This window comes from Variovorax paradoxus (genome assembly GCF_902712855.1).
In the GTDB taxonomy this organism is placed as follows: domain Bacteria; phylum Pseudomonadota; class Gammaproteobacteria; order Burkholderiales; family Burkholderiaceae_C; genus Variovorax; species Variovorax paradoxus_Q.
In genome coordinates this window covers 1,055,333-1,077,511 of sequence record NZ_LR743507.1, presented here as the reverse complement: position 1 = coordinate 1,077,511, position 22,179 = coordinate 1,055,333, and the positions used below count along the sequence as shown (strand labels likewise).

Below are 22,179 nucleotides of genomic sequence, written 5' to 3'. Positions count from 1 at the left end.
GCGGCCAGAAGGGAGCTGGAAACCAAACGGGCCATCGTTGCGCTCGGCCTTTTCCACAGCCCGAACTGGCCTTCGCTTCGCTCGACCGGGGATACAGTTTCAGAACCCGTCTCGACGGCACCAACCGCACCCAAAGACCCAACACGACAGCCACCCCCTTCCAAGCACGGCAGGCGCAAAGCGCCTTCCGTGCCTTGGTGGCCGAGCGAAGCGAAGGCCCGAACGTCTTCCCTCCCCTCTGGCTGCGCCGAGGAGCGCAGCGTTTCGCGGATCAGGGCTCGCAGCTGTTTGAGCGAAGCGAGTTCTGCGAGACCCCGCGAAACGCGAGCACCGCAGGTTGCCCCGTAGCGCAGCGAAGGGGTCGCAGACAGTGGGGTCGCCTTTTCTTTGGCTACTTTCTTTTGGCGAAGCAAAAGAAAGTAGCTCGCCCGCCGGGGCGAGACCCGGCCTCGGAAAACAAACCAATCCAAGTGCAAAAAGAATGCTGAGCCCAGGCACTCCATTCCCCCTGGGCGCAACGTTGTCCCCCCACGGCGTCAACTTCGCCATCACAGCCCCCACCGCAGAGTCCATAGAACTCTGTCTCTTCGACAGCACCGGCCAGAACGAACAGCAACGCCTCCGCCTGCCAGCGTGCACAGACGGCGTCTGGCACGGCCTGCTCCCCGCAGGCCGCGAAGGCCTGGTCTACGCCTACCGCGTCCACGGCCCGTGGGCGCCACATGAAGGCCAACGCTTCAACCCCGCCAAGCTGCTGCTCGATCCGTATGCGAAAGAGATCGTCGGCCGCTACGACGGCAGCGACCTGTTCCTCGGCCACGACCCGGCGAATCCCGATCGACGCGACAGCCGCGACAACGGCCCCGTCGCGCTCAAGGCGCGTGTGACGGCGAGGGCAAGCGCCGCAACGCCGGCAGGCCATGCGCGCATTGCGCCAGGAGAGCGCGTCCTCTACGAACTGCACGTCCGCGGCCAGACCCGCCTGCACCCCGGCGTGCCCGCCGCCTTGCGCGGCACCTACGCCGGCCTCGCCGAACCCGCCGTCCTCGACCACCTCCAGCGCCTCGGCGTGACGACGCTGAGCCTCATGCCCGTGCAGCACCGCGCCGACGAGCAGCGCCTGCAGCACATGGGCCTGAGCAACTACTGGGGCTACACCACCATCGGCTGGTTCGCCCCCGAGTCACGCTACTGGAGCGGCCGCCCCGGCACCACTCCCGCGAGCGAATTCCGGGCGATGGCCGATGCCGTCCACGCGCGCGGGATGGAGCTCGTGATCGACGTGGTCTACAACCACAGCGCCGAGACCGACGAGTTCGGCCCCACCCTGTCGATGCGCGGCATCGACAACGCGCTGTACTACCACCTGCGCCCCGACGACCGCGCCCTCTACGAGAACTGGACCGGTACCGGCAACTGCCTGAACCTCGGCGAGCCGCGCGTGCTCCAGCTCGTGATGGACAGCCTGCGCTTCTGGGCCTGCGAAATGGGCGTCGACGGCTTCCGCTTCGACCTGGCACCGATCCTGGCGCGCGATGCCCGACGCGGCTTCGACCCGCGCGCGCCCTTCCTCGCCGCCATCGCGCAGGACCCGGTTCTCTCGCGGACCCTGCTCATCGCCGAGCCCTGGGACATCGGCCCCGGCGGCTACCGCCTGGGCGAGTTCCCGCCGGGCTGGCTCGAATGGAACGACCGCTACCGCGACACGCAGCGCGGCTTCTGGCTGCGGCAGGACCGCGACGACCGGGCCGGCCTCGGCGAGTTCGCGCACCGCTTCACCGCATCGAGTACGCAATTCGCCCACAGCGGTCGCGCGCCGACCGCCAGCGTCAACTTCATCACCGCGCACGACGGCTTCACGCTGCGCGACCTCGTGAGCTACGACGAGCGCCACAACGAGGCCAATGGCGAGGACAACCGCGACGGCCACGGCCACAACATGAGCAACAACTGCGGCGTCGAAGGCCCGAGCGACGACCCCGCCGTGCGCGCCCTGCGCAGCCGCCTGCAGCGCGCGCTGCTCGCCACGCTCATGCTCTCGCAGGGCACGCCGATGCTGCTGGCCGGCGACGAGCTGGGCCACAGCCAGCAGGGCAACAACAACGCCTACTGCCAGGACAACGAGACCACCTGGCTCGCATGGGTCGGCGCGTCCGCGCCCGACAGCGAGGCCGCGCGCCTGAGCGCCTTCGTGGCGCGCCTCGCAGCGCTGCGGCGCGAGGCACCTGCACTGCGCAGCAACCGCTGGTGGCCCGCCGATCCGGCCGAGGGCGCGCCCGGCATCCGCTGGCTCCGCCCCGACGGCGCGCCGATGACCCCGGACGACTGGCGCACGGGCACGGCCCTTGCAGTCCTCTTCACCCATGCGGCAACGACGGCGAACGACACCGGGCAGGACGACGGGCGCAACGGCGGCGGCTGGCTGGTCATGGTGAACGCGGGCGCGCAGGATGTCGCCTTCACACTGCCTCCGGGCGCATGGCGCAGCTGCCTGGCCACCGCCCCCGAGCTCGATCCGGCGGGCGGGGCCCACCCTCTTGCCGACGACCCGGCGCACGTGCCTTTCTCGAGCCTCAGGATTGCAAGAACGTAGAAGCCATGGACACACCGCGGTGCTAGTCTCGATGCAGAAACTTTGAAGACCGACTCCAACGAACGAACGGAGACACAAGATGGACAAATTCACACCCCAGGCGCAAGCCCAGCCTCCGCACGAGCTGCAGGCCCATCAACTGGTGCGCCGCACCATCGCCCTGGTGCTGGCCGGCGGGCGCGGCTCGCGCCTGAAGCAACTGACCGACCGGCGCGCCAAGCCGGCCGTGTACTTCGGCGGCAAGTTCCGCATCATCGATTTCGCGCTGTCGAACTGCCTGAATTCAGGCATCCGGCGCATGGCGGTGGTCACGCAATACAAGTCGCACTCGCTCATGCGCCACCTGCAGCGCGGCTGGAGCTTCCTGCGCGCCGAGCTCAACGAGATGGTCGACGTGCTGCCCGCGCAACAGCGCGTGGGCGACGAGCACTGGTACCGCGGCACCGCCGATGCGGTGTTCCAGAACCTGGACATCATCCAGACCCGCTCCACCAAGCACGACTACGTGGTGGTGCTGGCCGGCGACCACATCTACAAGATGGACTACTCGCTCATGGTGAAGGACCACGCCGAGCGCGGCCTGGGCTGCACCGTCGGCTGCATCGAGGTGCCGCGCATGGAGGCCACGGCCTTCGGCGTGATGGCGGTGGACGAGGACCGCCGGATCACCGACTTCCTCGAGAAGCCGGCCGATCCGCCCGCCATGCCCGGCCATCCCGACACGGCGCTGGCGAGCATGGGCATCTACGTGTTCGACTCCGAGTACCTCTACCGGCTGCTGGAGGAAGACAGCGTCAACCCCGACTCGAGCCACGACTTCGGCAAGGACATCATCCCGCGCGCCGTGGCGCAGGGCCGAGCGCTGGCGCACCCGTTCGGCATGTCGTGCGTCACGCGGGCCTCGCGCGGACCGGACGCCAAGACCTACTGGCGCGACGTGGGCACGATCGATGCATTCTGGGCCGCCAACCTCGACCTGGCCGCCATCACCCCGGAGCTCGACATCTATGACACCGACTGGCCCATCTGGACCTACCAGCGGCAGCTGCCGCCGGCCAAGTTCGTGCTCGACCGCAACGGCCAGCACGGCATGACCGTCAACACCATCGTCTCGGGCGGCTGCATCGTGTCGGGCTCCAAGGTCAGCAGCTCGGTGCTGTTTTCCGGCGTGCGCATCCATTCCTTCTGCGAGATCAACGAGGCGGTGCTGCTGCCCGACGTGGAAGTCGGCCGCGGCTGCCGGCTCAGCAAGGTGGTGATCGACCGCGCCTGCGTGATCCCCGACGACATGGTGATCGGCGAGGACGCGGCGGCGGACGCCGCACGCTTCGAGCGCACCGAGAACGGCGTGGTGCTGGTCACGCGCGAGATGCTCCGCCGGCTCGAAACCGCCTGAGCCCACGTCCGACGCTTCCACGATGCGAATCCTCCAGGTCAGCGCCGAACTCTTTCCCCTCCTCAAGACCGGCGGCCTGGCGGACGTCGCCGGCGCATTGCCGATCGCGCTCAGGACCGAAGGACAGGACGCGCGCGTGCTGCTGCCGGGCTTTCCGGCCATCGTGTCGGGCGTTCGCGACCTCGCGCCCGTGGCGGAGTTCGACGCGCCCTGGGGCGAACGCTTCGGCCTGCGTTTCGGACACGTCGCCATCGACGGCGCGCCGGCCATTCCGGCCTACGTGATCGACGCGCCCGCGCTCTACGACCGGCCCGGCAACCCGTACGAGGATGCGTCGCGCCAGCCTTACGGAGACAACCACCGGCGCTTCGCGCTGCTCGGCTGGGCTGCGGCACGACTCGCGCAGGGACTCGATCCGCTGTGGCGGCCCGAGGTGGTGCACGCGCACGACTGGCACGCGGCGCTCGCGCCGGCTTACCTGCACTTCGCGCGCGAGGCGGGCCTGCTTGCAGGCGCCCGCGTGGGCACCGTGTTCACCGTGCACAACCTGGCCTACCAGGGCCTGTTCGCGCCGTGGAACTTCACCGAGCTGGGCCTGCCCGGACCGGCGTTCCAGATGAACGGCATCGAGTACCACGGCCAGGTCTCGTTCATGAAGGGCGGCCTGAACTATGCCGACCGGCTCACCACCGTGAGCCCGACCTACGCGCAGGAGATCCAGACGCCCGAACAGGGCTGCGGGCTCGACGGCCTGCTGCGCCAGCGCAGCGGCGTGCTCAGCGGCATCCTCAACGCGGTGGACGACAAGGTCTGGGACCCGTCGCACGATGCGGCCCTGGTGCAGGGCTTCCACACGCCCGAAGGTCGGCACATGGCCGGCAAGGCGCGCTGCAAGTCGGTGCTGCAGCATCAGCTCGGGCTGGCCGAGCGGCCCGATGCGCCGCTGTTCATCCTCGTGAGCCGGCTCACCGAGCAGAAGGGGCTGCACCTGGTGCTGGGCGGGCTCGATGCGCTGCTGGCCCAGGGCGGCCAGCTGGCGCTGCTCGGGGCCGGCGAGGCATGGCTCGAAGACGCCTTCCGGCAGCGCGCGGCGGCCGCGCCCCAATCGGTCAGCGTCACCATCGGCTACGACGAGACGCTGGCGCACCGGCTCTTCGGCGCGGGCGACGTCACGCTGGTGCCCTCTCTCTTCGAGCCCTGCGGCCTCACGCAGATGTACGGCCTCAAGTACGGCAGCCTGCCGCTGGTGCGCCGCGTCGGCGGCCTCGCCGACACGGTGGTCGACAGCTCGCTCGAGGACATGGCCAGCGGCGAGGCCACCGGTTTCGTGTTCGACCGCTTCGACGTGGCAGACTACGAGCGCGCGGTGCGCCGCGCCTTCGCCCTCTACCAGCGTGCGCCCGACTGGCGCCGCGTTCGCGGCCATGCCATGCGCCGCAGTGCCGACTGGGCCGCCGCGGCAGCCCGGTATATCGCCGTTTACCAGCAGGCCATCGACACCGCCCCGTAAGCGGCGGCCTGAACGCCACGGCGCCCCCTCAACCTCCACGGACCCACACCCATGACGATCAAGGACTTCGCCTACGACCATCCCGACCGCGACGTCGCGGCCTTCAAGCGCGCGGTGGCCAACAAGCTGATCTACGCGGTCGGCAAGGACCCGGTCGCCGCCAGCCAGGACGACTGGCTCAACGCCACGTCGCAGGCGGTGCGCGACCAGCTCGTCGAGCGCTGGATGATGACCACGCGCGCCAACTACGCGCAGGACCTCAAGCGCGTGTACTACCTCTCGATGGAATTCCTCATCGGGCGCACCTTCACCAACGCGCTGCTCGCGGTCGACCTGTACGACACGGTGCGCGAGGCGCTGGCCGACTTCGGCGTCGACATGGAAGCGCTGGCCGAGCGCGAGCCCGATGCGGCCCTGGGCAACGGCGGCCTCGGCCGGCTGGCAGCCTGCTTCCTCGACTCGATGGCCACGCTCGGCGTGCCGGGCATGGGCTACGGCATCCGCTACGAGTACGGCATGTTCCGCCAACGCATCGTCGACGGCCAGCAGGTCGAGACGCCTGACTACTGGCTCACGCGCGGCAACCCCTGGGAATTCCAGCGGCCGGAGGTGAACTACCGCGTGCGCTTCGGCGGGCACGTGCAGAAGCGCGAGAGCGCCAACGCGCCCTACGGCGCGGCCGACTGGGTCGACACGCACGACGTGCGCGCCGTGGCCTACGACACCATCATCCCGGGCTACGGCACGCAGGCCACCAACACGCTGCGGCTGTGGTCGGCGCGCGCCACCGAGGAGATCGACCTGTCGGCCTTCAACCGCGGCAACTACATGGGCGCGGTCGAGAGCAAGAACCAGTCGGAGAACGTGTCGCGCGTGCTCTATCCCGACGACTCCACGCCGTCGGGGCGCGAACTGCGCCTGCACCAGGAATACTTCTTCTGCAGCGCCAGCGTGCAGGACCTGCTGCGCCGCTACCTACGCAACCACAAGACCTTCGAGCACCTGTCGGAGAAGGTCAGCATCCATCTCAACGACACGCACCCCGTGCTGGCGGTGCCCGAGCTGATGCGGCTGCTGCTCGACGAGCACGGCCTGTCGTGGGACGAAGCCTGGGCGCACACGCAGAAGGTGTTCAGCTACACCAACCACACGCTGATGCACGAGGCGCTGGAGACCTGGCCGGTCGAGATGCTCGGGCGCATCCTGCCGCGCCACCTGCAGATCATCTACGACATCAACGCGAAATTCCTGGCCACCGTGGCGCAGAAGGCCGGCAACGACGTCGAGCTGATGCGCCGCCTGTCGCTGGTCGACGAGGCCGGCGAGCGCCGCGTGCGCATGGCCTACGTGGCGGTGCTGGCGAGCCACTCGGTCAACGGCGTGTCGGGGCTGCACTCGGAGCTGATGAAGCAGTCGATCTTTGCCGACTTCGCCAGGATCTTTCCCGAACGCTTCAACAACAAGACCAACGGCGTCACGCCGCGCCGCTGGCTGGCGCAGGCTAACCCGCCGCTGGCGTCGCTGCTCGACCAGCGCATCGGCAAGGGCTGGCGGCGCGACCTGTCGCAGCTCGAGGCGCTCAGGCCGATGGCCGAGCAACCGGCCTTTGTGCGCGCGTTCCGGCACGCCAAGCGCGAGAACAAGCTGCGGCTGGCGAACTGGGTCGAGCAGCACCTGAAGATCGACATCGACACCGACGCGATGTTCGACGTGCAGGTCAAGCGCATCCACGAATACAAGCGGCAGCTGCTCAACGTGCTGCACGTGGTGGCGCGCTACCACCGCATCCTCGATGCGCATGCGGCGGGCGGCACGCCCGACATGGTGCCGCGCGTGGTGGTGTTCGCGGGCAAGGCCGCCTCGGCTTACGTGATGGCCAAGCTGGTGATCCGGCTCATCAACGACGTGGCGAGCACCATCAACGCCGACGAGCGCGTGGGCAAGCTGCTGAAGGTGGTGTTCCTGCCGAACTACAGCGTGAGCCTGGCCGAGATCATCATGCCGGCCGCCGACCTTTCGGAGCAGATCTCCACCGCCGGCACGGAAGCCTCGGGCACCGGCAACATGAAGTTCGCGCTCAACGGCGCGCTGACCATCGGCACGCTGGACGGCGCCAACGTCGAGATGCGCGAGAACGTGGGCGCGGAGAACATCTTCATCTTCGGCAACACCACGCCCGAGGTGGCCGACATCCGCGCCCGCGGCTACCAGCCGCGCGACATCTACGAGGGCAACGCCGAACTCAAGCGCGTGCTCGACGCGATCCGCGACGGCGTGTTCTCTCCGGGAGAGCCGGCGCGCTACCAGGGCATCTACGACGCGCTGGTGAACTGGGGCGACCACTACCTGCTGCTCGCCGACTACGCGAGCTATGTCGCCAGGCAGGCCGACGTCGATGCGCTGTACCGCGACCCGGATGCATGGATGAAGATGGCGATCCTCAACGTGGCGGGCATGGGCGCGTTCTCGTCGGACCGCACGATCGCGCAGTACGCGCACGAGATCTGGAACACGAAGCCGGTAGTACTTGGCTAACCCCCAGGCTTGCCCACTTCGTGTGGCCGCCCACCCCCTTGCAGGGGGCGACACCTGCGGCCCGGCAAAGCCGGTTCCGCGGTGTCTGACCCGTCCTGCCATAGGTTGACACCTATGAAGGACACACAGCCGGCTTGATCCAGCCGGCAACGGACGCCCGATGAACCTCATCGGGCGTTTTCAATTTTAGGGACAGGTGCGGTCTCTCTTGGTTGTAGATCTGCACGGCCTGCTGGACCATCCGGCTGGCCTGGGTCAGATCGGCAGGCCGGTGCAGCAGGAACTCCATCTTCAAGATCCCGTTGACGCGCTCGGCCAGCGCGTTCTGATAGCAGTCGTAGCCGTCCGTCATCGAGCAGGCGATGCCGTGGCGGCGGTGGATTTCCTGATAGTCGTTCGAGCAGTACTGGATGCCCCTGTCCGAGTGATGCACCAGCATTTGCCCAGTCTTGCGGCCCTTGAGCGCCACCTTCAGCGCCCGGCTGACCTGCTCGGTGTGCAGGCTGTCGTGCACGTGATGGCCCACGATCTTGCGCGACCACGCATCCGTCACCAGGCTGAGATAGACGAATCCTTGATCGGTCGGCAGGTAGGTGATGTCAGCCACCCAGACCTGCTCGCTGCCGGTGGGGCGCACCTGATCCGGCCCCTGCTTGAGCAGGTTGGGATGACGGCGCAACCGGTGATGGCTGTCGGTGGTCTTGTGATACGCCCGCCTGGGCTGAACCAGCATGTGGGCCTCGCGCAGCACGTCCAGCAACGCATCGCGCCCCAGGCTCGCGTTGGCCTGGTGCAGCGGCTGCTTGAGAAGATGGTGCAGCTTGCGCGCGCCCAGCCGCGGCTGGCGCAGGCGCACGGAACGCACAAGCTCGATCACTGTGTCAGAACGGGCACGGCATTGCTGCTGGTGCTGCAGTTGTTGGTAGTAAGCCTGGCGGCTGACGCCCCAATGGCGGCAAGCCCTCAACACGCTCAGCCCCGGGACGAGCTTTTGCGAGAGGACTTGCCCGAAGGCTTTTTTACGACACGCACCCCATAGTCCTTCTTCAGGACATCGAGCACGGCCTCGAACAACTGAGCCTTCTCATTGGCCTCGCGAAGCTGGACTTCGAGAGCCTTGATCCTCTGCTCAGGAGTCAGCGGCGCAGCGGATGGCGATGCGGAATTCTTGATCGGTACTGGCATGGGAAGCCGACATGATGCCGAACCCCAGCTCTGGCGGCCATGCTTGCGCAGCCACACCAACACCGTCGAGCGACCCTGGATGCCGTAGCGCTCCTGGGCCTGCTTGTACGTGAGCTCGCCTTTTTCTACCTGATCGACCACCGACAGCTTAAAAGCCAGCGTGTAGTCGCTCTGCGTGCGTTTGATGCCTGATTCCATTGACTTGCCTTTTCTGAGAGGAAAAGGTGTCAACCCAGGTCAGGACGGGTCAGTCCACGAAAAAAGAGTCAGATCAGCGAGGTGGCTTCTGCGGCGCAGCCTCCGCCTCGGTCACGAACCCGATGCGGCTGAGCCCTGCCTTGTTCGCGATGCCCATCAGCGCCACCACCTTGCCGTAGGGCACGGTCTGGTCGGCGCGCAGCTGCACCTCGGTGTCCTTGCTGTCGGCGGCGGCCTTTTCGAGTTGCTGCGCCAGTTCCTCGTCGGTCACGGCCTTGTCGTTCAGGAAGACCTTGCCCGACGCATCGACCGACAGGCTGACGAACTTGGGCGTCTCGTTAGGCTGGCCCGCGTCGGTCTGAGGCAGGTCGAGCTTGATCGAACTGGCCATCAGCGGCGCGGTGATGATGAAGATCACCAGCAGCACCAGCATGACGTCGACCAGCGGCGTCACGTTGATGTCGGACAGCGGCCGCTGCGCGCCGGCGCCCATGGCGCGCCCGCCGCCTCCGGTGCTGCTGCCCAGTGAAGTGCGTCCGAAGGCCATGTGGCTTGTGCCTTACTCAGACCGGCATCGGCCGCGCGGGCGGCGGCTCAGCCGGCGCCGGCGGCGCGCCGAAGCTGCCCAGCAGGTCGTGCGCGAAGCCTTCGAGCTCGGCCTCGATGCGGCCGATGACGCGGCCGAAGACGTTGTAGGCGAGCACGGCCGGAATGGCCACTGCGAGGCCGAAGGCCGTCATGACCAGCGCCTCGCCCACCGGGCCGGCCACCTTGTCGATGGTGAAGCCGCCGGTCTGCCCGGCAATGCCCGACAGCGCGCCGTAGATGCCCCACACCGTGCCCAGCAATCCGACGAAGGGCGCCGTGGCGCCGACCGTGGCCAGCAGGATCTGGCCGGCCTGCAGGCGGCGCAGGGCGCCATGCAGTGCGTCGCGCAGTACACGGGTCAGGCGCTGGTTGCGATCGACAACGGCACCCAGCGTGCCTTCGGGCGCGCCCGTGGCGACATGCCGGATGGCCGAGACCGCGGGCGACACGAGCGTCGCCCTGTCGAAGGTCTTGAGTTTCTGCTCGGCGTCGGCCAGCGTGGACGACTGCCAGAACGCAGCGATGCTGCGCAGCACGTCACGGGTGCCGCCGCGCAACAGCCAGGCCTTCCAGAAGATGATGACCCAACTCGCGATCGACATCGCCAGCAGCAGCGCCGCCACCGAACGGCTGACGCCGTCGCCATGGGTCAGCAGTTCGAGCACGCTCATCGGCGGTGGTCCTTCGGTTCAGCGCAGGCCGGGCACGTCTTCAGCGAAGACCCAGCACGTCGTACATGTCGAACAGGCCGGCGCGCTGGGCGGCCAGGAATCGCACCGCGCGCAGGCTGCCCTGCGCGTAGGTGGTGCGGCTCGACGACTTGTGGGTGATCTCGATGCGCTCGCCCGTGCCGGCGAACAGCACGGTGTGGTCGCCCACGATGTCGCCGCCACGGATGGCCGAGAACCCGATGGTGGAGGGGTCGCGCTCGCCGGTGATGCCTTCGCGGGCGTACACGGCGCATTCCTTCAGGTCGCGGCCCAGCGCGTCGGCGATGACTTCGCCCATCTTGAGCGCGGTGCCCGAGGGCGCGTCGACCTTGTGGCGGTGGTGCGCCTCGATGATCTCGATGTCGTAGCCGGTGGACATGGCCTTGGCCGCCATCTCGAGCAGCTTGAGCGTGACGTTGACGCCCACGCTCATGTTGGGCGCCATCATGATGGCGATGTCCTTGGCGATCTCGGCGATCTCGGCCTTCTGCGCGTCGCTGAAGCCCGTGGTGCCGATGACCGCCTGCACGCCGAGTTCGCGGCACACCGCGAGGTGGGCGAGCGTGCCTTCGGGGCGGGTGAAGTCGATGAGCACCTGCGCGTTCTTCAGGCCAGTGCGCAGGTCGGACACGATCGGCACGCCGCTGTCGAAGCCGAGGAAGGCGCCCGCATCGGTGCCGAGCGCGGGACTGCCGGCGATGTCGAGGGCACCGGCGAGGTGGCAGTCCGGCGCGTTGCGCACGGCCTCGATCAGCATGTGGCCCATGCGGCCGGAAGCGCCTGCAATGGCGACGCGGCGCGGCGCGGAGGTCGAACTGGAACTGGCGGAGGTGGATTCAGTCACGCGGATTCAATCATGTAGGTACACGGGAACACGGGACGGAGCACCGCCTGACTCGGCGGGCCCCGCCCGCTACGGCTGTCTTGTGGCTGCCGATGCGCTCAGCGCGCCGCTTCGAGCGGGGGGTAGGCGGCCGGCAGCGGCGGGAGGGAAGCCTGTGCGTCGGCGGAGTCGGCCTTCTTCTCGTCCTTGGCAGGCGCGAATTTCTTGAGCTCGTCTTCCGTGGCCTCGAGCGGCGGCACCTTGCCTGATTTCTTGCGGGTGTCGAGCGTGGCGACGAAGTCTTCTTCGCTGGGCATCTCGTCGCCTTCGAAGCGGTCCATGAGCTCGCCGTTGAAGAACACGGTCAGGTGGCGTTCCTGCGGGTCGACGCCCTGGCGGCGGATGGTGAACACGTAGTCCCAGCGGTTGGCGTGGAAGACGTCGGTCAGCAGCGAGGTGCCGAGGATTTCACGTACCTGCTGGCGCGACATGCCGGGCTTGAGCGCCGCGACCTGTTCCTTCGACACGAAATTGCCCTGCACCACTTCGACTTTGTAAGGAGTCACGGCCGACAGCGCGCCACGCGTGCGTTCGCTGAAACCGCTGCAGGCACCGAGGCAAAGCGTGGCGGCCACGGCGGCGACCAGCAGCCAGGGACGGCGTTGGAGAATGGCAGGCATGGGAGGAAAAGGGGGTAGCGATATGATCGGCCATTGTAGCGGCAGCCCTTTTCAGGGCCTTTGCCGCAGCCCAGGGCGCAGGAATCAACATGGCCAACATCGACGAACTCAAGAATACCGGCCTCAAGGCCACATTGCCACGCCTGAAGATCCTCGAGATCTTCCAGACCGGCAGCCAGCGGCACATGACGGCGGAAGATGTCTTCCGCGTGCTGCTCAACGAACACTCCGACATCGGCCTGGCCACCGTCTACCGCGTGCTGACCCAGTTCGAGCAGGCCGGCATCCTCGAACGCAGCCATTTCGAGAGCGGCAAGGCGGTCTACGAGCTGAACGAAGGCACGCACCACGACCACCTGATCTGCACCTCGTGCGGCAAGGTCGAGGAGTTCTACGACGCCGAGATCGAGCGCCGCCAGCAGCTGGTGGCCAAGGACAAGGGATGGATCCTGCAGGACCACGCCATGTCGCTGTACGGTCTTTGTGGAGACTGCGTCAAGAAGCGTTGATCGCGCAGCCTTTCGCTTCGCTTCACTGCGCGTGACCCGGACGGGAGCGCAGCTCCTCCGTGTGACCGCCCGCCGGCAGCCGCCCTTCACGCGGCCTGCTCAGTCCCCGTCTCGGGAGTTTTCCATTGCCTTGTGGTGGCGCGCCACGAAGTCGGCATAGGTATCGATGCCGCGCAGCTGCAGGATCGAGTTGCGCACCGCCGCCTCCACCAGCACGGCGATGTTGCGCCCCGCCACCACCTGGATGATGACCTTGCGCACCGGGATGCCCAGCACGTCCTGCGTGAGCGGCGCCGAGGGCATGCGCTCGTAGTCGCGCTCGAAGCTGTCGCGCCGCACCAGGTGCACGATGAGCTTCAGGCGCATCTTCCGCCGCACCGCCGTCTCGCCGAAGATCGCGCGGATGTCCAGCAGGCCGATGCCGCGCACTTCCAGCAGGTTCAACAGCAGGTCGGGGCAGCGGCCCTCGATCGTGTTCTGGTTGATGCGGTAGAGGTCGACCGCGTCGTCGGCCACGAGGCCATTGCCGCGCGAGATCAGCTCCAGGCCGAGTTCGCTCTTTCCGAGCCCCGACTCGCCCGTGATCATCACGCCCATGCCCAGGATGTCCATGAACACGCCGTGCATCGAGGTGCGCTCGGCGAAGTGCTTGGACAGGTAGGCGCGCAACAGGTCGATCACGAAGGCCGACGATTCCCGCGTGGCGAAGAGCGGCAGCTGCGCGCGTTCGCAGATCGACAGCAACTCGTCGGGCGCGGCCTGGCCGTCGGCCAGCACCAGCATCGGCGGCTCGAGCGTGACGATGCGGGCGATGCGCCGGGCGCAGTCTTCCTGGCTTCCACGCGTCAGGTAAGCCACCTCGCGGGCGCCCAGGATCTGCACGCGGTACGGATGGATGTAGTTGAGATAGCCGACGAGGTCGGCAGCGGACTGCGCGCGGCTGATGACCTCGGGATCGAACTGGCGTTCGGACGCGCCGAGCCCTGCGAGCCATTCCCAGCGGAGCGATCCGCGGAACTCCTCGAACATGGCATCGGCGCTGATGACGGTCGGCTTCATGCGTTCAATGGATGGCGCTCAGCGCAGGGTTTTTGCGTTGCGCAGAATACCGTGGAACCGGCTTTGCCGGGCCACCGGTATTGCCCCCCGGCAGGCGGTTGGCGAAGCGACACGAAATGCGCGCAGCCTGGGGGCGAGCCACAGGTTAGGCGATCTGCGTCGACTGCCAGCCGGCGATCAGGCCGTGCAGGGCGGCCGCGTCGGTGCTGGACTTGATCTGTTCGCGCAGGCTGGCGTCGCTCAGCAGCTCGGCGATTTCAGAGAGGATTTCGAGGTGCTTCTGCGTGGCCGCTTCGGGCACCAGTAGGAAGATCAGCAACGCAACGGGTTGCTCGTCGGGTGCATCGAAGCCGATGGGATTGGCCAGCTGGAACACGGCGGCCATCGGTGCCTTCAGGCCCTTGATGCGGCCATGCGGAATGGCGACACCGTGGCCCAGACCGGTGGAGCCGAGGCGCTCGCGCGCGAACAGGCTGTCGGTGATGAGGGCACGGCCCAGGCCGTGAAGGCTCTCGAACAGCAAGCCGGCTTCTTCGAAAGCACGTTTCTTGCTGGTGGCGTCAACGCTCACGAGCACTTGAGCGGGCGGCAGGATGGACGCGAGGCGATTCATGGTGGGTGCAGAGCGGGGGCGATTATGCACCCGCTTGGTAAAAACCCCCAGTCCCTCTATCTACTTTCTGTCTACATGTTGCCCGAAGGCCTCGCCGGCCCTCTGTAAGTGCGACAAATTGGCCAAAGCCCTACCTTCGCACTCGGACAAAGCAAAAGGCCGCCCGAAGGCGGCCTGGCAGGAGCCGGGGCTCTTGTTTACATCAGGCGCTTGGGCGCCGCGTGATGGTGGTCCTGCAGGCGATCCTTGTGGCGCACCACCTGGCGGTCGAGCTTGTCGACCAGTTCATCGACTGCAGCGTAGAGATCAGCGTGGCTCGACTCCGCGAACATGTCATTGCCCTTGACGTGGATGTTGCACTCCGCCCTTTGGCGGCGTTCCTTTTCCTTCTGCTTTTCCACCGTGAGGATCACCTTGACGTCGACCACCTGGTCGAAGTGGCGGGTGATCCGGTCCAGCTTGCTCGTGACGTAGGTGCGCAAGGCAGGTGTGACGTCGAGGTGATGACCGCTGATCGTCAAATTCATGAATGACCTCCTGGAATTGACGGTTGGGGAAATGACCCCGCTCCGGAATGAAGCGTGGCCGGGGAACTCTGTGTACGTAGGGGGTGGGAAGGGGAAACGGAAGGGATTCTGTTGAATCGGGAGACGGTCGATTCACTATGCCCAAGCTGTCACGGTATTGCAATACCAGGGTTGCCCGGGCGGCCTGCACTTTCCGCACCGCTCTTTAAGCGCTCGCGAATCCATAGCACGACAGGCACACCAGTCCTGCGCAGCGGCCGCATGCACGCATGTGTTTCAGCACGAAAGACGCGGTGACCCTGTCGGCCGAAGGGCCGAAGGGGCTGAAGTCGCGATGGGCGGATGGACGAGGCCAGCCGAGGGCTCAACGCCAGGCCGCGCGCATCCGGTTGCGCAGGTCGATCACCGCGCTCGGCGGCGGCACTGCGGGCGGGCGCTCCGGTGGCGGCGGCCATGTCTGCTGCTCGAAGCCTGCAAGGTCTCCGTCCGCGATGAAACGCGTGCGGTTGGCGTACAGGTGCCGGTCGCCGCGCGCCGCCTGCTGCGTGACGTAGAAGCGCTGCGGCACCAGCAGGTGCAAATGGTCGCGCGCGCGGGTCATCGCCACGTACAACAGCCTGCGCTCTTCCTCCAGTTCCTGCGCGCCCTGCGCCACGTCGGCCGGCATGCAGCCGTCGACCACGTTGAGCACGTGCACGGAGTTCCACTCCTGCCCCTTGGCCGAGTGGATGGTCGACAGGATCAGGTAGTCATCGTCGAGCAGCGGCGGGCCCGGCCGGTCGCTGGTGGCCTCGGGCGGGTCGAGCGTGAGCTCGGTGAGGAAGCGCTCCCGCGAGCCGTAGCCGGCCGCCAGGCGCGCGAGTTGTTCCACGTCGGCGCGGCGCACGCCGGAGGTGTCTTCGTACAGCCGTTCCAGGTGCGGCTGGTACCAGTTCATCGCCACCTCGACATCGGCCGGCCACTTGAGCGCGGGCTCGCGCAGTGCCGCATAAGCCGCAGCGAAGTCGGCCCACTGCGCGCGGGCCGCGGAAGGCGGCACGAAATCGCGCACCGCCGCGGCCGGGTCGGCGGCCGTGTCCATGGCGTCGAGCAGCCGCGCGCCCGTGGCCGGCCCGATGCCCGGAATGAGCTGCGTGACGCGAAAGCCCGCCATGCGCCCGCGCGGGTTCTGCGCGAAGCGCAGCACCGCGAGCAGGTCCTTCACGTGCGAGGCTTCGAGAAACTTCAGCCCGCCGAACTTGACGAACGGGATGTTGCGGCGCGCCAGTTCCAGCTCGAGCCCGGCGCTGTGCGACGAGGTGCGGAACAGCACCGCCTGCGACTTGAGCGCCAGCCCGCCCTCGCGGTGCGCGAGCACCTTGTCGGCCACCCAGCGCGCCTGCCCGGCCTCGTCGGGCACGAGCACCAGCTGCGGCTTGCCGGCCGAGGGCTTGTCGGTCCACAGCGTCTTGGCGTGCCGCTCGGCCGCGTGCGCGATCACGCGATTCGACACGTCGAGGATGGGCTGCGTCGAGCGGTAGTTGCGCTCCAGCGTGACCACGCGCGCCTGCTGCGTGAACTGCGACGGAAAGTCCAGGATGTTGCGCACCGTGGCGCCGCGAAACGAATAGATCGACTGCGCGTCGTCGCCCACCACCGTCACCCCGCGGCCGTCGGGCTTGAGCGCCAGCAGGATCGAGGCCTGCAGCTTGTTGGTGTCCTGGTATTCGTCGACCAGCACATGGTCGAAGCGCGCGCCGATCTGCGCGGCCAGCGCCGGCTCGGCGGCCATTTCGGCCCAGTAGAGCAGCAGGTCGTCGTAGTCGAGCACGTTCTGCTGCTGCTTGGCCTCGACGTAGGCGCCGAAAAGTTTCCTGAGTTCGGCCTCCCACTCGTCGCACCAGGGAAAGGCCTCCTTCAGCACCTGCCCCAGCGGCGCGCGCGTGTTGACGCAACGCGAGTAGATCGACAGGCAGGTGCCCTTGCGCGGAAAGCGGTTCACGGTGGACGACAGGCCCAGCTCATGCCGCACCAGCCCCATCAGGTCTTCGGCGTCGCCGCGGTCGTGGATCGTGAAGCTCTCGTCGAGCCCGATCTGCGCCGCGTACTCGCGCAGCAGCCGCGCGCCGATGCCATGGAAGGTGCCGGCCCACGGCAGCGCCGGCGGCGCCTCGGCCTTCAGCCCCAGCACCCTGGCCAGCACCTGGCCGGCGCGGCGCTCCATTTCCTGCGCGGCCCGGCGCGAGAAGGTCAGCAGCAGCAGGCGCTGCGGATCGACACCGCCCGCGATGAGATGTGCCACCCGGTGCGCCAGCGTGCTGGTCTTGCCCGAACCGGCCCCGGCAATGACGAGCAGCGGACGATCGTCCTGCGCTGCAGCGGCGTCGCCGAGCGCGTTGCCCACGCCGTGCTCGACCGCCGCGCGCTGCGCTTCGTTGAGCGTGGCCAGCGCAGCGGCGAGGCGCTCCGACTGGGTTTTCGGCGCGGCGGGACGGGCAAGAGGAGCGGGGGAAGTGGAGCGCGCAGCGGTCTGCATGGGTTGCGACTTTACTGTATGCCCGTCCAGTTCCGCCACCATGCCGACATGTGGCCGGTGACATAATCGCGCCTCGCTGCAACCGGAGACTCTTCCCATGGAAACCGCCCCGTCTCGGCAGCTTTCAACTCCCTTTCGCTGACGCGATTTCCTGAAACGGTTCATCGCTCACGTCGGGGTCGGGAATTGAAAGCGCCCCTCCCCGCCCCACGTTTCAGTCATACCCGGGAGTGAGCCCATGCTCAACATCTTCACGCTTGCCAACGGCCGCCTCGTCCAGGAAGAGATCGAGGCGCTCGAAGAGCTTTCCAAGTTCCAGCCGATCTGGGTCGACCTCGAGTCGCCGACGCTCGAAGAGAAGCGCTGGATCAAGCAGTACTACGGCCTGTCCATCCCCGAAGACGCGATGGACGAGGACATCGAGGAATCGGCCCGTTTCTACGAGGAAGACAACGGCGAGCTGCACATCCGCTCCGACTTTCTGATCGACGACGACGAAGACCCGCGCACCGTGCGCGTCGCCTTCATCCTCAACCAGCACAACACCGACCTGCGCAGCCGCGGCGTGCTGTTCTCGATCCACGACGAGGACGTGCCCGTGTTCCGCCTGCTGCGCATGCGCGCGCGCCGCGCACCCGGCCTCATCGAGGACGCGAAGGAAGTGATGCTCAAGCTCTTCGACGCCGACGCCGAGTACTCGGCCGACACGCTGGAGAACATCTACGACGAGCTTGAGGTGGCGGGCAAGAAGGTGCTGTCGGGCAACGTCAGCGACGAGCTGGCCGGCGAGGTGCTCGGCGCCATCGCGCGGCAGGAAGACTTGAACGGCCGCATCCGCCGCAACGTGATGGACACGCGCCGCGCGGTCAGCTTCATGATGCGCAGCAAGATGCTCAACGCCGAGCAGTTCGAGGAAGCGCGGCAGATCCTGCGCGACATCGAGTCGCTGGACAACCACACGGCCTTCCTGTTCGACAAGATCAACTTCCTGATGGATGCGACCGTCGGTTTCATCAACATCAACCAGAACAAGACCATCAAGATCTTCTCGGTGGCCAGCGTGGCGCTGCTGCCGCCCACGCTGATCGCGAGCATCTACGGCATGAATTTCAAGTTCATGCCCGAGCTCGACTGGGCGATGGGCTACCCGTATGCCATCGTGCTGATGGCGGCCAGCGCGCTGGTGCCGATGTGGTACTTCCGCCGGCGCGGCTGGCTCAAGTAAGCCTCTGCCACGGGCCTCGCCCGCGGCCCCGGTGCTAGAGTGGCCGGCAGCCGAGCGCTGACCGGAGGGCCACTGTGCGCAGACTTCGCTTCCTCACAAACCGCCATCGCGCACCGTCGACCAACACGGCGCTGGGCCTGCTGCTGGCCTTCAACGCCGGCGCGGTCAACGCAGGCGGGTTCCTCGTGCTGCACATGTACACCTCGCACATGACCGGGTTCGCCTCACAGCTGGCGGACGGCATGGTGCTGGGCAACCTCAAGCTGCTGCTGAACGCGCTGGGCGCGATCCTGGCCTTCCTGACCGGCGCCGCCGTGTGCGCGGTACTCGTGAACTGGGGCCGCCAGCACCGCATGCACGGCGTGTACGCCCTGCCATTGATGCTCGAGGCCGCGCTGATGTTTCCTTTCGGGCTCATGGGCGCCATCACGCTGACCTGGGCCACGCCCTTCGCGGTTCCGCTCACCGTACTGCTGCTGTCCTTCATCATGGGACTGCAGAACGCGGTGGCGTCGAAGACCTCGCGCGGCAGCATCCGCACCACCCACATGACCGGCAACATCACCGACATGGGCATCGAGATCGGCAAGATGCTCTACTGGAACGGTCGTTCGAAGTCGGCACCGGCGCACGCGGTGCCGGTGCGGCACGACCGCAGCCGCATGCGCCGCGCCGGCGGGCTGGTCGGCATGTTCGTGCTCGGTGGCGCGATGGGTGCGCTGGGCTTCAAGTACGTGGGCTTCGTCTGCGTGGTGCCGCTGGCGGCGCTGCTGCTGGCGCTGTCGGTCCCGCCGCTGCTTCGCGACATTCCGCGCCGCCGCACGCCTTCGCTCAGCTGAGTTCGGCCGGCAGCGAAGCCAGCCACGCATCGATGAGCGCGAGGCTGTAGCGGCTCGCCACCGCCACGACGAAGCGGGAGAAGTCGCCGTGTGCGGCATCGTCGGCGCGATCGGAAATCGTGCGCATGGCCGTGAAGGGCGCGCCATAGTCGTGGCACACCTGCGCCACCGAGGCGCCCTCCATCTCGACCGCGAGCGCATCGGGCAGCGCGTGCTGCAGCGCCGCGCTCTCCGCGGTGGTCGAGACGAACCTGTCGCCGCTCACCAGCAGGCCGCGATGCACCTTCGGCGAATTCAGGCCGAACTCGTCGACGGCCTCCTGCCCCACCAGGGCGACCGGGTCGCGCAGCGTCTCCCGCGCCACAGCCGCCAGCGCATCGCCCATGGCGGCGTCGGCAGCAAAACGCGACAGGCCCATCAGCGGCACTTCGTACTTCGGAAAGATTGGCGAGGCGTCCATGTCGTGCTGCAGCAGTTCGGTGGCCACCACCACGTCGCCCACGTTCACGCCCGGCGCCAGGCCGCCTGCGACCCCGGTGAACACGATGGCCCGCGCACCGAAGCGCTCCAGCAGCACCGTCGCCGTGACTGCTGCCGCGACCTTGCCGATGCGCGACAGCACCGCAACCACCGGCCGGCCGTGCAGATGGCCCACCCAGAAGTCGCGCCCCGCCGCGCGCACGCGCTGCTCGTCGGGCATCAACGCAAGCAGCGCCCCCAGTTCCTCGTGCATGGCCGCGACGATGGCGATCGGCCGGCGGGACAAGACGTCAGAAGCCAAGGCAGGTCTTTCTCTCTTCATTCAAGGAACACCGCGGAACCGGCGCCGCCGGGCCGCAGGTATTGCCCCCGGGCGGGGAGTAGGCGAAGCGGACACGAAGTGCCGCACAGCCTGGGGGCGAGTCCAGAAACACCGCGGAACCGGCTTCGCCGGGCCGCAGGTGTTGCCCCCTGCAAGGGGGAAGGCGAAGCGACACGAAGTGCGCGCAGCCTGGGGGGTTACTTCATATCCACGCCGTAGAAGGTGTGGCGGCCGAAGGGGCTCAGCTTGAAGTCGACCACTTCCTTGCGCACCGGCTTCAGCTGCACTGCGTGCGCGATGGTGAACCATGGCGCCTGCTCCTTGAAGATGACCTGCGCCTTCTTGTAGAGCGCGTCGCGGTCGGCCTGCTTGGTGGTGCTCTTGGCCTTCACCACGAGGTCTTCGTACGGCTGGTAGCAGAACTTGGACACGTTGCTGCCGCTCGCCGACTTGGCGGAGGCGCAGCCCAGCAGCGTGTAGAGAAAGTTGTCCGGGTCGCCGTTGTCGCCGGTCCAGCCCATCATGCCCATCTGGTGCTCGCCGGCCTGCAGGCGCTTGCGGTACTCGCCCCATTCGAAGCTCTTGATCTCGGCCTTCACGTTGATCTTGGCGAGGTCGGCCTGCATCAGCTCGGCAATGCGCTTGGCGTTCGGGTTGTACGGGCGCTGCACCGGCATGGCCCAGAGATCGGTCGTGAAGCCATCGGGGAAGCCGGCCTGCGCCAGCAGCTTCTTCGCGGCTTCGGGATCGTACGGGTCGTCCTTGACCGCGTCGTTGTAGGACCACATGCTCGGCGGGATCGGGTTCTTCGCGGCGACACCGGTCGACAGGTACACGCCATCGATGATGGCCTTCTTGTTGATCGCCATGCTGACGGCCTTGCGCACGCGCACGTCGTCGAACGGCTTCTTCGTCGTGTTGAACGACAGGTAGCCCACGTTCAGCCCGGGCTGCTCGAGCACCTGCACGTTCGGGTCCTTGCGGATCGCGTCCAGGTCGGCCGGGTTCGGGTACGGCATGACGTGGCACTCGCCCTTCTGCAGCTTGGCCCAGCGCACCGATGCGTCGGGCGTGATGGCGAACACGAGGTCGTCGATCTTCGCCTTGCCGCCCCAGTACTGCGGGAAGGCCTTGAAGCGGATGATCGCGTCCTTCTGGTACTGCACGAGGTAGAACGGCCCGGTGCCGATCGGGTCCTGGTCGACCTTCTCAGGCGTGCCGGCCTTCAGCATCGCAATGGCGTATTCCTTCGACTGGATGCCCGCGTACTGCATCGCCAGGTTCGCGAGGAACGGCGCCTCGGGCTGGTTGAGCACGATCTTCACGGTGTAGTCGTCGATGCGGTCCACCGTCTTCAGCAGCTTGGGCATGCCCATGTCGTTGAAGTACGAGTGGTTCTGGCTCGTGACCTTGAAGAAGGGATCGCTCTCCTTCCACTGGCGCTCGAGCATGAAGATGAAGTCGTCGGCATTGAAGTCGCGCGTCGGCTTGAAGCTCTTGCTGGTGCTGTGCCACTTCACTCCCTTGCGCAGGTGGAAGGTGTAGACCGTGCCGTCGGCCGAGATGTCCCACTTCTCTGCAAGGCCCGGCACGACCTTGGTGCCGCCGCGCTCGAACTCGACGATGGTGTTGTAGACCTGCGTGGTCACGTCGAACGAGGTGCCGGTGGTGTTCATGCCCGGATAGAAATTCTCGGGACTGCCTTCGGAGCAATACACCAGCGTCTTGGCGGACACGGCGCCGCAGGCCAGGGTCAGGGCCGCCAGCGCTGTCGGTGCCAGGAGCGCCAGCTTTCGTGAGCGGCGCGAAACGGTGGACTGGGTCGTCATGTGGACTCCTTGAGACACGGTTGAGAGAACGGGAAACAAGCGG

The 22,179-nt window shown here is 67.2% G+C and carries 18 protein-coding genes; 7 read left to right on the top strand and 11 right to left on the bottom strand.

Annotated elements, in window-relative coordinates:
• Positions 1-481 precede the first annotated feature (481 nt).
• From glgX to AACL56_RS04990, 4 genes are all read left to right on the top strand, one after another.
• Positions 482-2,593 carry a glycogen debranching protein GlgX gene (glgX, locus tag AACL56_RS05005; protein ID WP_339088726.1) on the top strand — a complete coding sequence of 704 codons (2,112 nt, stop codon included), beginning with the start codon at positions 482-484 and terminating at the stop codon, positions 2,591-2,593.
• A gap of 79 nt (positions 2,594-2,672) precedes the next feature.
• Entirely contained in the window at positions 2,673-3,989 is a 1,317-nt protein-coding gene (glgC, locus tag AACL56_RS05000; protein WP_339088725.1) for a glucose-1-phosphate adenylyltransferase, read from the top strand.
• A gap of 22 nt (positions 3,990-4,011) precedes the next feature.
• Complete coding sequence (gene glgA, locus AACL56_RS04995) at positions 4,012-5,499, top strand: glycogen synthase GlgA (RefSeq protein ID WP_339088724.1); 1,488 nt, start codon at positions 4,012-4,014, stop codon at positions 5,497-5,499.
• Positions 5,500-5,550: 51 nt separating this feature from the next.
• The gene (locus AACL56_RS04990; RefSeq protein ID WP_339088723.1) at positions 5,551-8,034 is read left to right on the top strand and encodes a glycogen/starch/alpha-glucan phosphorylase; all 2,484 of its coding nucleotides are present in this window, start codon (positions 5,551-5,553) and stop codon (positions 8,032-8,034) included.
• Positions 8,035-8,146: 112 nt separating this feature from the next.
• Here AACL56_RS04990 and AACL56_RS04985 read toward each other — a convergent pair.
• The 5 genes from AACL56_RS04985 to AACL56_RS04965 all read right to left on the bottom strand — a co-directional run bounded on the left by AACL56_RS04985 (position 8,147) and on the right by AACL56_RS04965 (position 12,218).
• Positions 8,147-9,417 (bottom strand): IS3 family transposase gene (locus AACL56_RS04985; protein WP_339088234.1). Its coding sequence is split into 2 segments (ribosomal slippage): positions 8,147-9,055 and positions 9,058-9,417, totalling 1,269 coding nucleotides; the frame shifts between segments, so codons are not numbered across the junction.
• Between the two features lie 73 nt (positions 9,418-9,490).
• Complete coding sequence (locus AACL56_RS04980) at positions 9,491-9,964, bottom strand: ExbD/TolR family protein (RefSeq protein WP_339088722.1); 474 nt, start codon at positions 9,962-9,964, stop codon at positions 9,491-9,493.
• A gap of 16 nt (positions 9,965-9,980) precedes the next feature.
• Positions 9,981-10,676 carry a MotA/TolQ/ExbB proton channel family protein gene (locus tag AACL56_RS04975; protein ID WP_339088721.1) on the bottom strand — a complete coding sequence of 232 codons (696 nt, stop codon included), beginning with the start codon at positions 10,674-10,676 and terminating at the stop codon, positions 9,981-9,983.
• Positions 10,677-10,716: 40 nt separating this feature from the next.
• Positions 10,717-11,559 carry a 4-hydroxy-tetrahydrodipicolinate reductase gene (gene dapB, locus AACL56_RS04970; RefSeq protein ID WP_425336985.1) on the bottom strand — a complete coding sequence of 281 codons (843 nt, stop codon included), beginning with the start codon at positions 11,557-11,559 and terminating at the stop codon, positions 10,717-10,719.
• Between the two features lie 98 nt (positions 11,560-11,657).
• Positions 11,658-12,218, bottom strand: a complete 561-nt coding sequence (locus tag AACL56_RS04965; protein ID WP_339088720.1) for an outer membrane protein assembly factor BamE — start codon at positions 12,216-12,218, stop codon at positions 11,658-11,660.
• 89 nt (positions 12,219-12,307) lie between these two features.
• On the opposite strand from AACL56_RS04965, the gene fur reads away from it, so the two are divergent.
• Positions 12,308-12,727, top strand: a complete 420-nt coding sequence (gene fur, locus AACL56_RS04960) for a ferric iron uptake transcriptional regulator (RefSeq protein ID WP_339088719.1) — start codon at positions 12,308-12,310, stop codon at positions 12,725-12,727.
• A gap of 99 nt (positions 12,728-12,826) precedes the next feature.
• Here the strand turns inward: fur and hprK are convergent, their stop codons facing one another.
• The 4 genes from hprK to AACL56_RS04940 form a co-directional block, all read right to left on the bottom strand.
• Positions 12,827-13,786, bottom strand: coding sequence for an HPr(Ser) kinase/phosphatase (gene hprK, locus AACL56_RS04955; RefSeq protein WP_126748815.1), 960 nt, complete (start codon positions 13,784-13,786; stop codon positions 12,827-12,829).
• Positions 13,787-13,931: 145 nt separating this feature from the next.
• Entirely contained in the window at positions 13,932-14,399 is a 468-nt protein-coding gene (locus tag AACL56_RS04950) for a PTS sugar transporter subunit IIA (protein WP_339088718.1), read from the bottom strand.
• 197 nt (positions 14,400-14,596) lie between these two features.
• On the bottom strand, positions 14,597-14,926 hold the full coding sequence (gene hpf, locus AACL56_RS04945; protein ID WP_081270768.1) for a ribosome hibernation-promoting factor, HPF/YfiA family: 330 nt from the start codon (positions 14,924-14,926) through the stop codon (positions 14,597-14,599).
• Between the two features lie 364 nt (positions 14,927-15,290).
• The gene (locus tag AACL56_RS04940; RefSeq protein WP_339088717.1) at positions 15,291-17,441 is read right to left on the bottom strand and encodes an ATP-dependent helicase; all 2,151 of its coding nucleotides are present in this window, start codon (positions 17,439-17,441) and stop codon (positions 15,291-15,293) included.
• Positions 17,442-17,679: 238 nt separating this feature from the next.
• Between AACL56_RS04940 and corA the strand changes: the two genes are divergently transcribed.
• Positions 17,680-18,666 (top strand): magnesium/cobalt transporter CorA, encoded by a 987-nt coding sequence (corA, locus tag AACL56_RS04935; protein WP_093053979.1) that lies wholly within the window; start codon positions 17,680-17,682, stop codon positions 18,664-18,666.
• A gap of 74 nt (positions 18,667-18,740) precedes the next feature.
• Positions 18,741-19,505 (top strand): YoaK family protein, encoded by a 765-nt coding sequence (locus tag AACL56_RS04930; protein WP_339088716.1) that lies wholly within the window; start codon positions 18,741-18,743, stop codon positions 19,503-19,505.
• Here the strand turns inward: AACL56_RS04930 and AACL56_RS04925 are convergent.
• Both AACL56_RS04925 and AACL56_RS04920 read right to left on the bottom strand, forming a co-directional pair.
• Positions 19,498-20,238, bottom strand: a complete 741-nt coding sequence (locus tag AACL56_RS04925; RefSeq protein WP_425337049.1) for a 5'-methylthioadenosine/adenosylhomocysteine nucleosidase — start codon at positions 20,236-20,238, stop codon at positions 19,498-19,500. The genes AACL56_RS04930 and AACL56_RS04925 overlap by 8 nt on opposite strands.
• A gap of 266 nt (positions 20,239-20,504) precedes the next feature.
• Entirely contained in the window at positions 20,505-22,136 is a 1,632-nt protein-coding gene (locus AACL56_RS04920; RefSeq protein ID WP_339088714.1) for an ABC transporter substrate-binding protein, read from the bottom strand.
• Between the last annotated feature and the right edge of the window lie 43 nt (positions 22,137-22,179).

What these genes read in the sequence shown, in the direction of transcription:
- glgA (WP_339088724.1), top strand. Translation starts at nt 4,012, where the DNA reads ATGCGAATCCTCCAGGTCAGCGCCGAACTCTTTCCCCTCCTCAAGACC.
- AACL56_RS04965 (WP_339088720.1), bottom strand. Translation starts at nt 12,218, where the DNA reads ATGCCTGCCATTCTCCAACGCCGTCCCTGGCTGCTGGTCGCCGCCGTG.
- glgX (WP_339088726.1), top strand. Translation starts at nt 482, where the DNA reads ATGCTGAGCCCAGGCACTCCATTCCCCCTGGGCGCAACGTTGTCCCCC.
- hprK (WP_126748815.1), bottom strand. Translation starts at nt 13,786, where the DNA reads ATGAAGCCGACCGTCATCAGCGCCGATGCCATGTTCGAGGAGTTCCGC.
- fur (WP_339088719.1), top strand. Translation starts at nt 12,308, where the DNA reads ATGGCCAACATCGACGAACTCAAGAATACCGGCCTCAAGGCCACATTG.
- AACL56_RS04940 (WP_339088717.1), bottom strand. Translation starts at nt 17,441, where the DNA reads ATGCAGACCGCTGCGCGCTCCACTTCCCCCGCTCCTCTTGCCCGTCCC.
- AACL56_RS04925 (WP_425337049.1), bottom strand. Translation starts at nt 20,238, where the DNA reads ATGCACGAGGAACTGGGGGCGCTGCTTGCGTTGATGCCCGACGAGCAG.
- AACL56_RS04950 (WP_339088718.1), bottom strand. Translation starts at nt 14,399, where the DNA reads ATGAATCGCCTCGCGTCCATCCTGCCGCCCGCTCAAGTGCTCGTGAGC.
- hpf (WP_081270768.1), bottom strand. Translation starts at nt 14,926, where the DNA reads ATGAATTTGACGATCAGCGGTCATCACCTCGACGTCACACCTGCCTTG.
- AACL56_RS04920 (WP_339088714.1), bottom strand. Translation starts at nt 22,136, where the DNA reads ATGACGACCCAGTCCACCGTTTCGCGCCGCTCACGAAAGCTGGCGCTC.
- AACL56_RS04980 (WP_339088722.1), bottom strand. Translation starts at nt 9,964, where the DNA reads ATGGCCTTCGGACGCACTTCACTGGGCAGCAGCACCGGAGGCGGCGGG.
- corA (WP_093053979.1), top strand. Translation starts at nt 17,680, where the DNA reads ATGCTCAACATCTTCACGCTTGCCAACGGCCGCCTCGTCCAGGAAGAG.
- AACL56_RS04990 (WP_339088723.1), top strand. Translation starts at nt 5,551, where the DNA reads ATGACGATCAAGGACTTCGCCTACGACCATCCCGACCGCGACGTCGCG.
- AACL56_RS04975 (WP_339088721.1), bottom strand. Translation starts at nt 10,676, where the DNA reads ATGAGCGTGCTCGAACTGCTGACCCATGGCGACGGCGTCAGCCGTTCG.
- glgC (WP_339088725.1), top strand. Translation starts at nt 2,673, where the DNA reads ATGGACAAATTCACACCCCAGGCGCAAGCCCAGCCTCCGCACGAGCTG.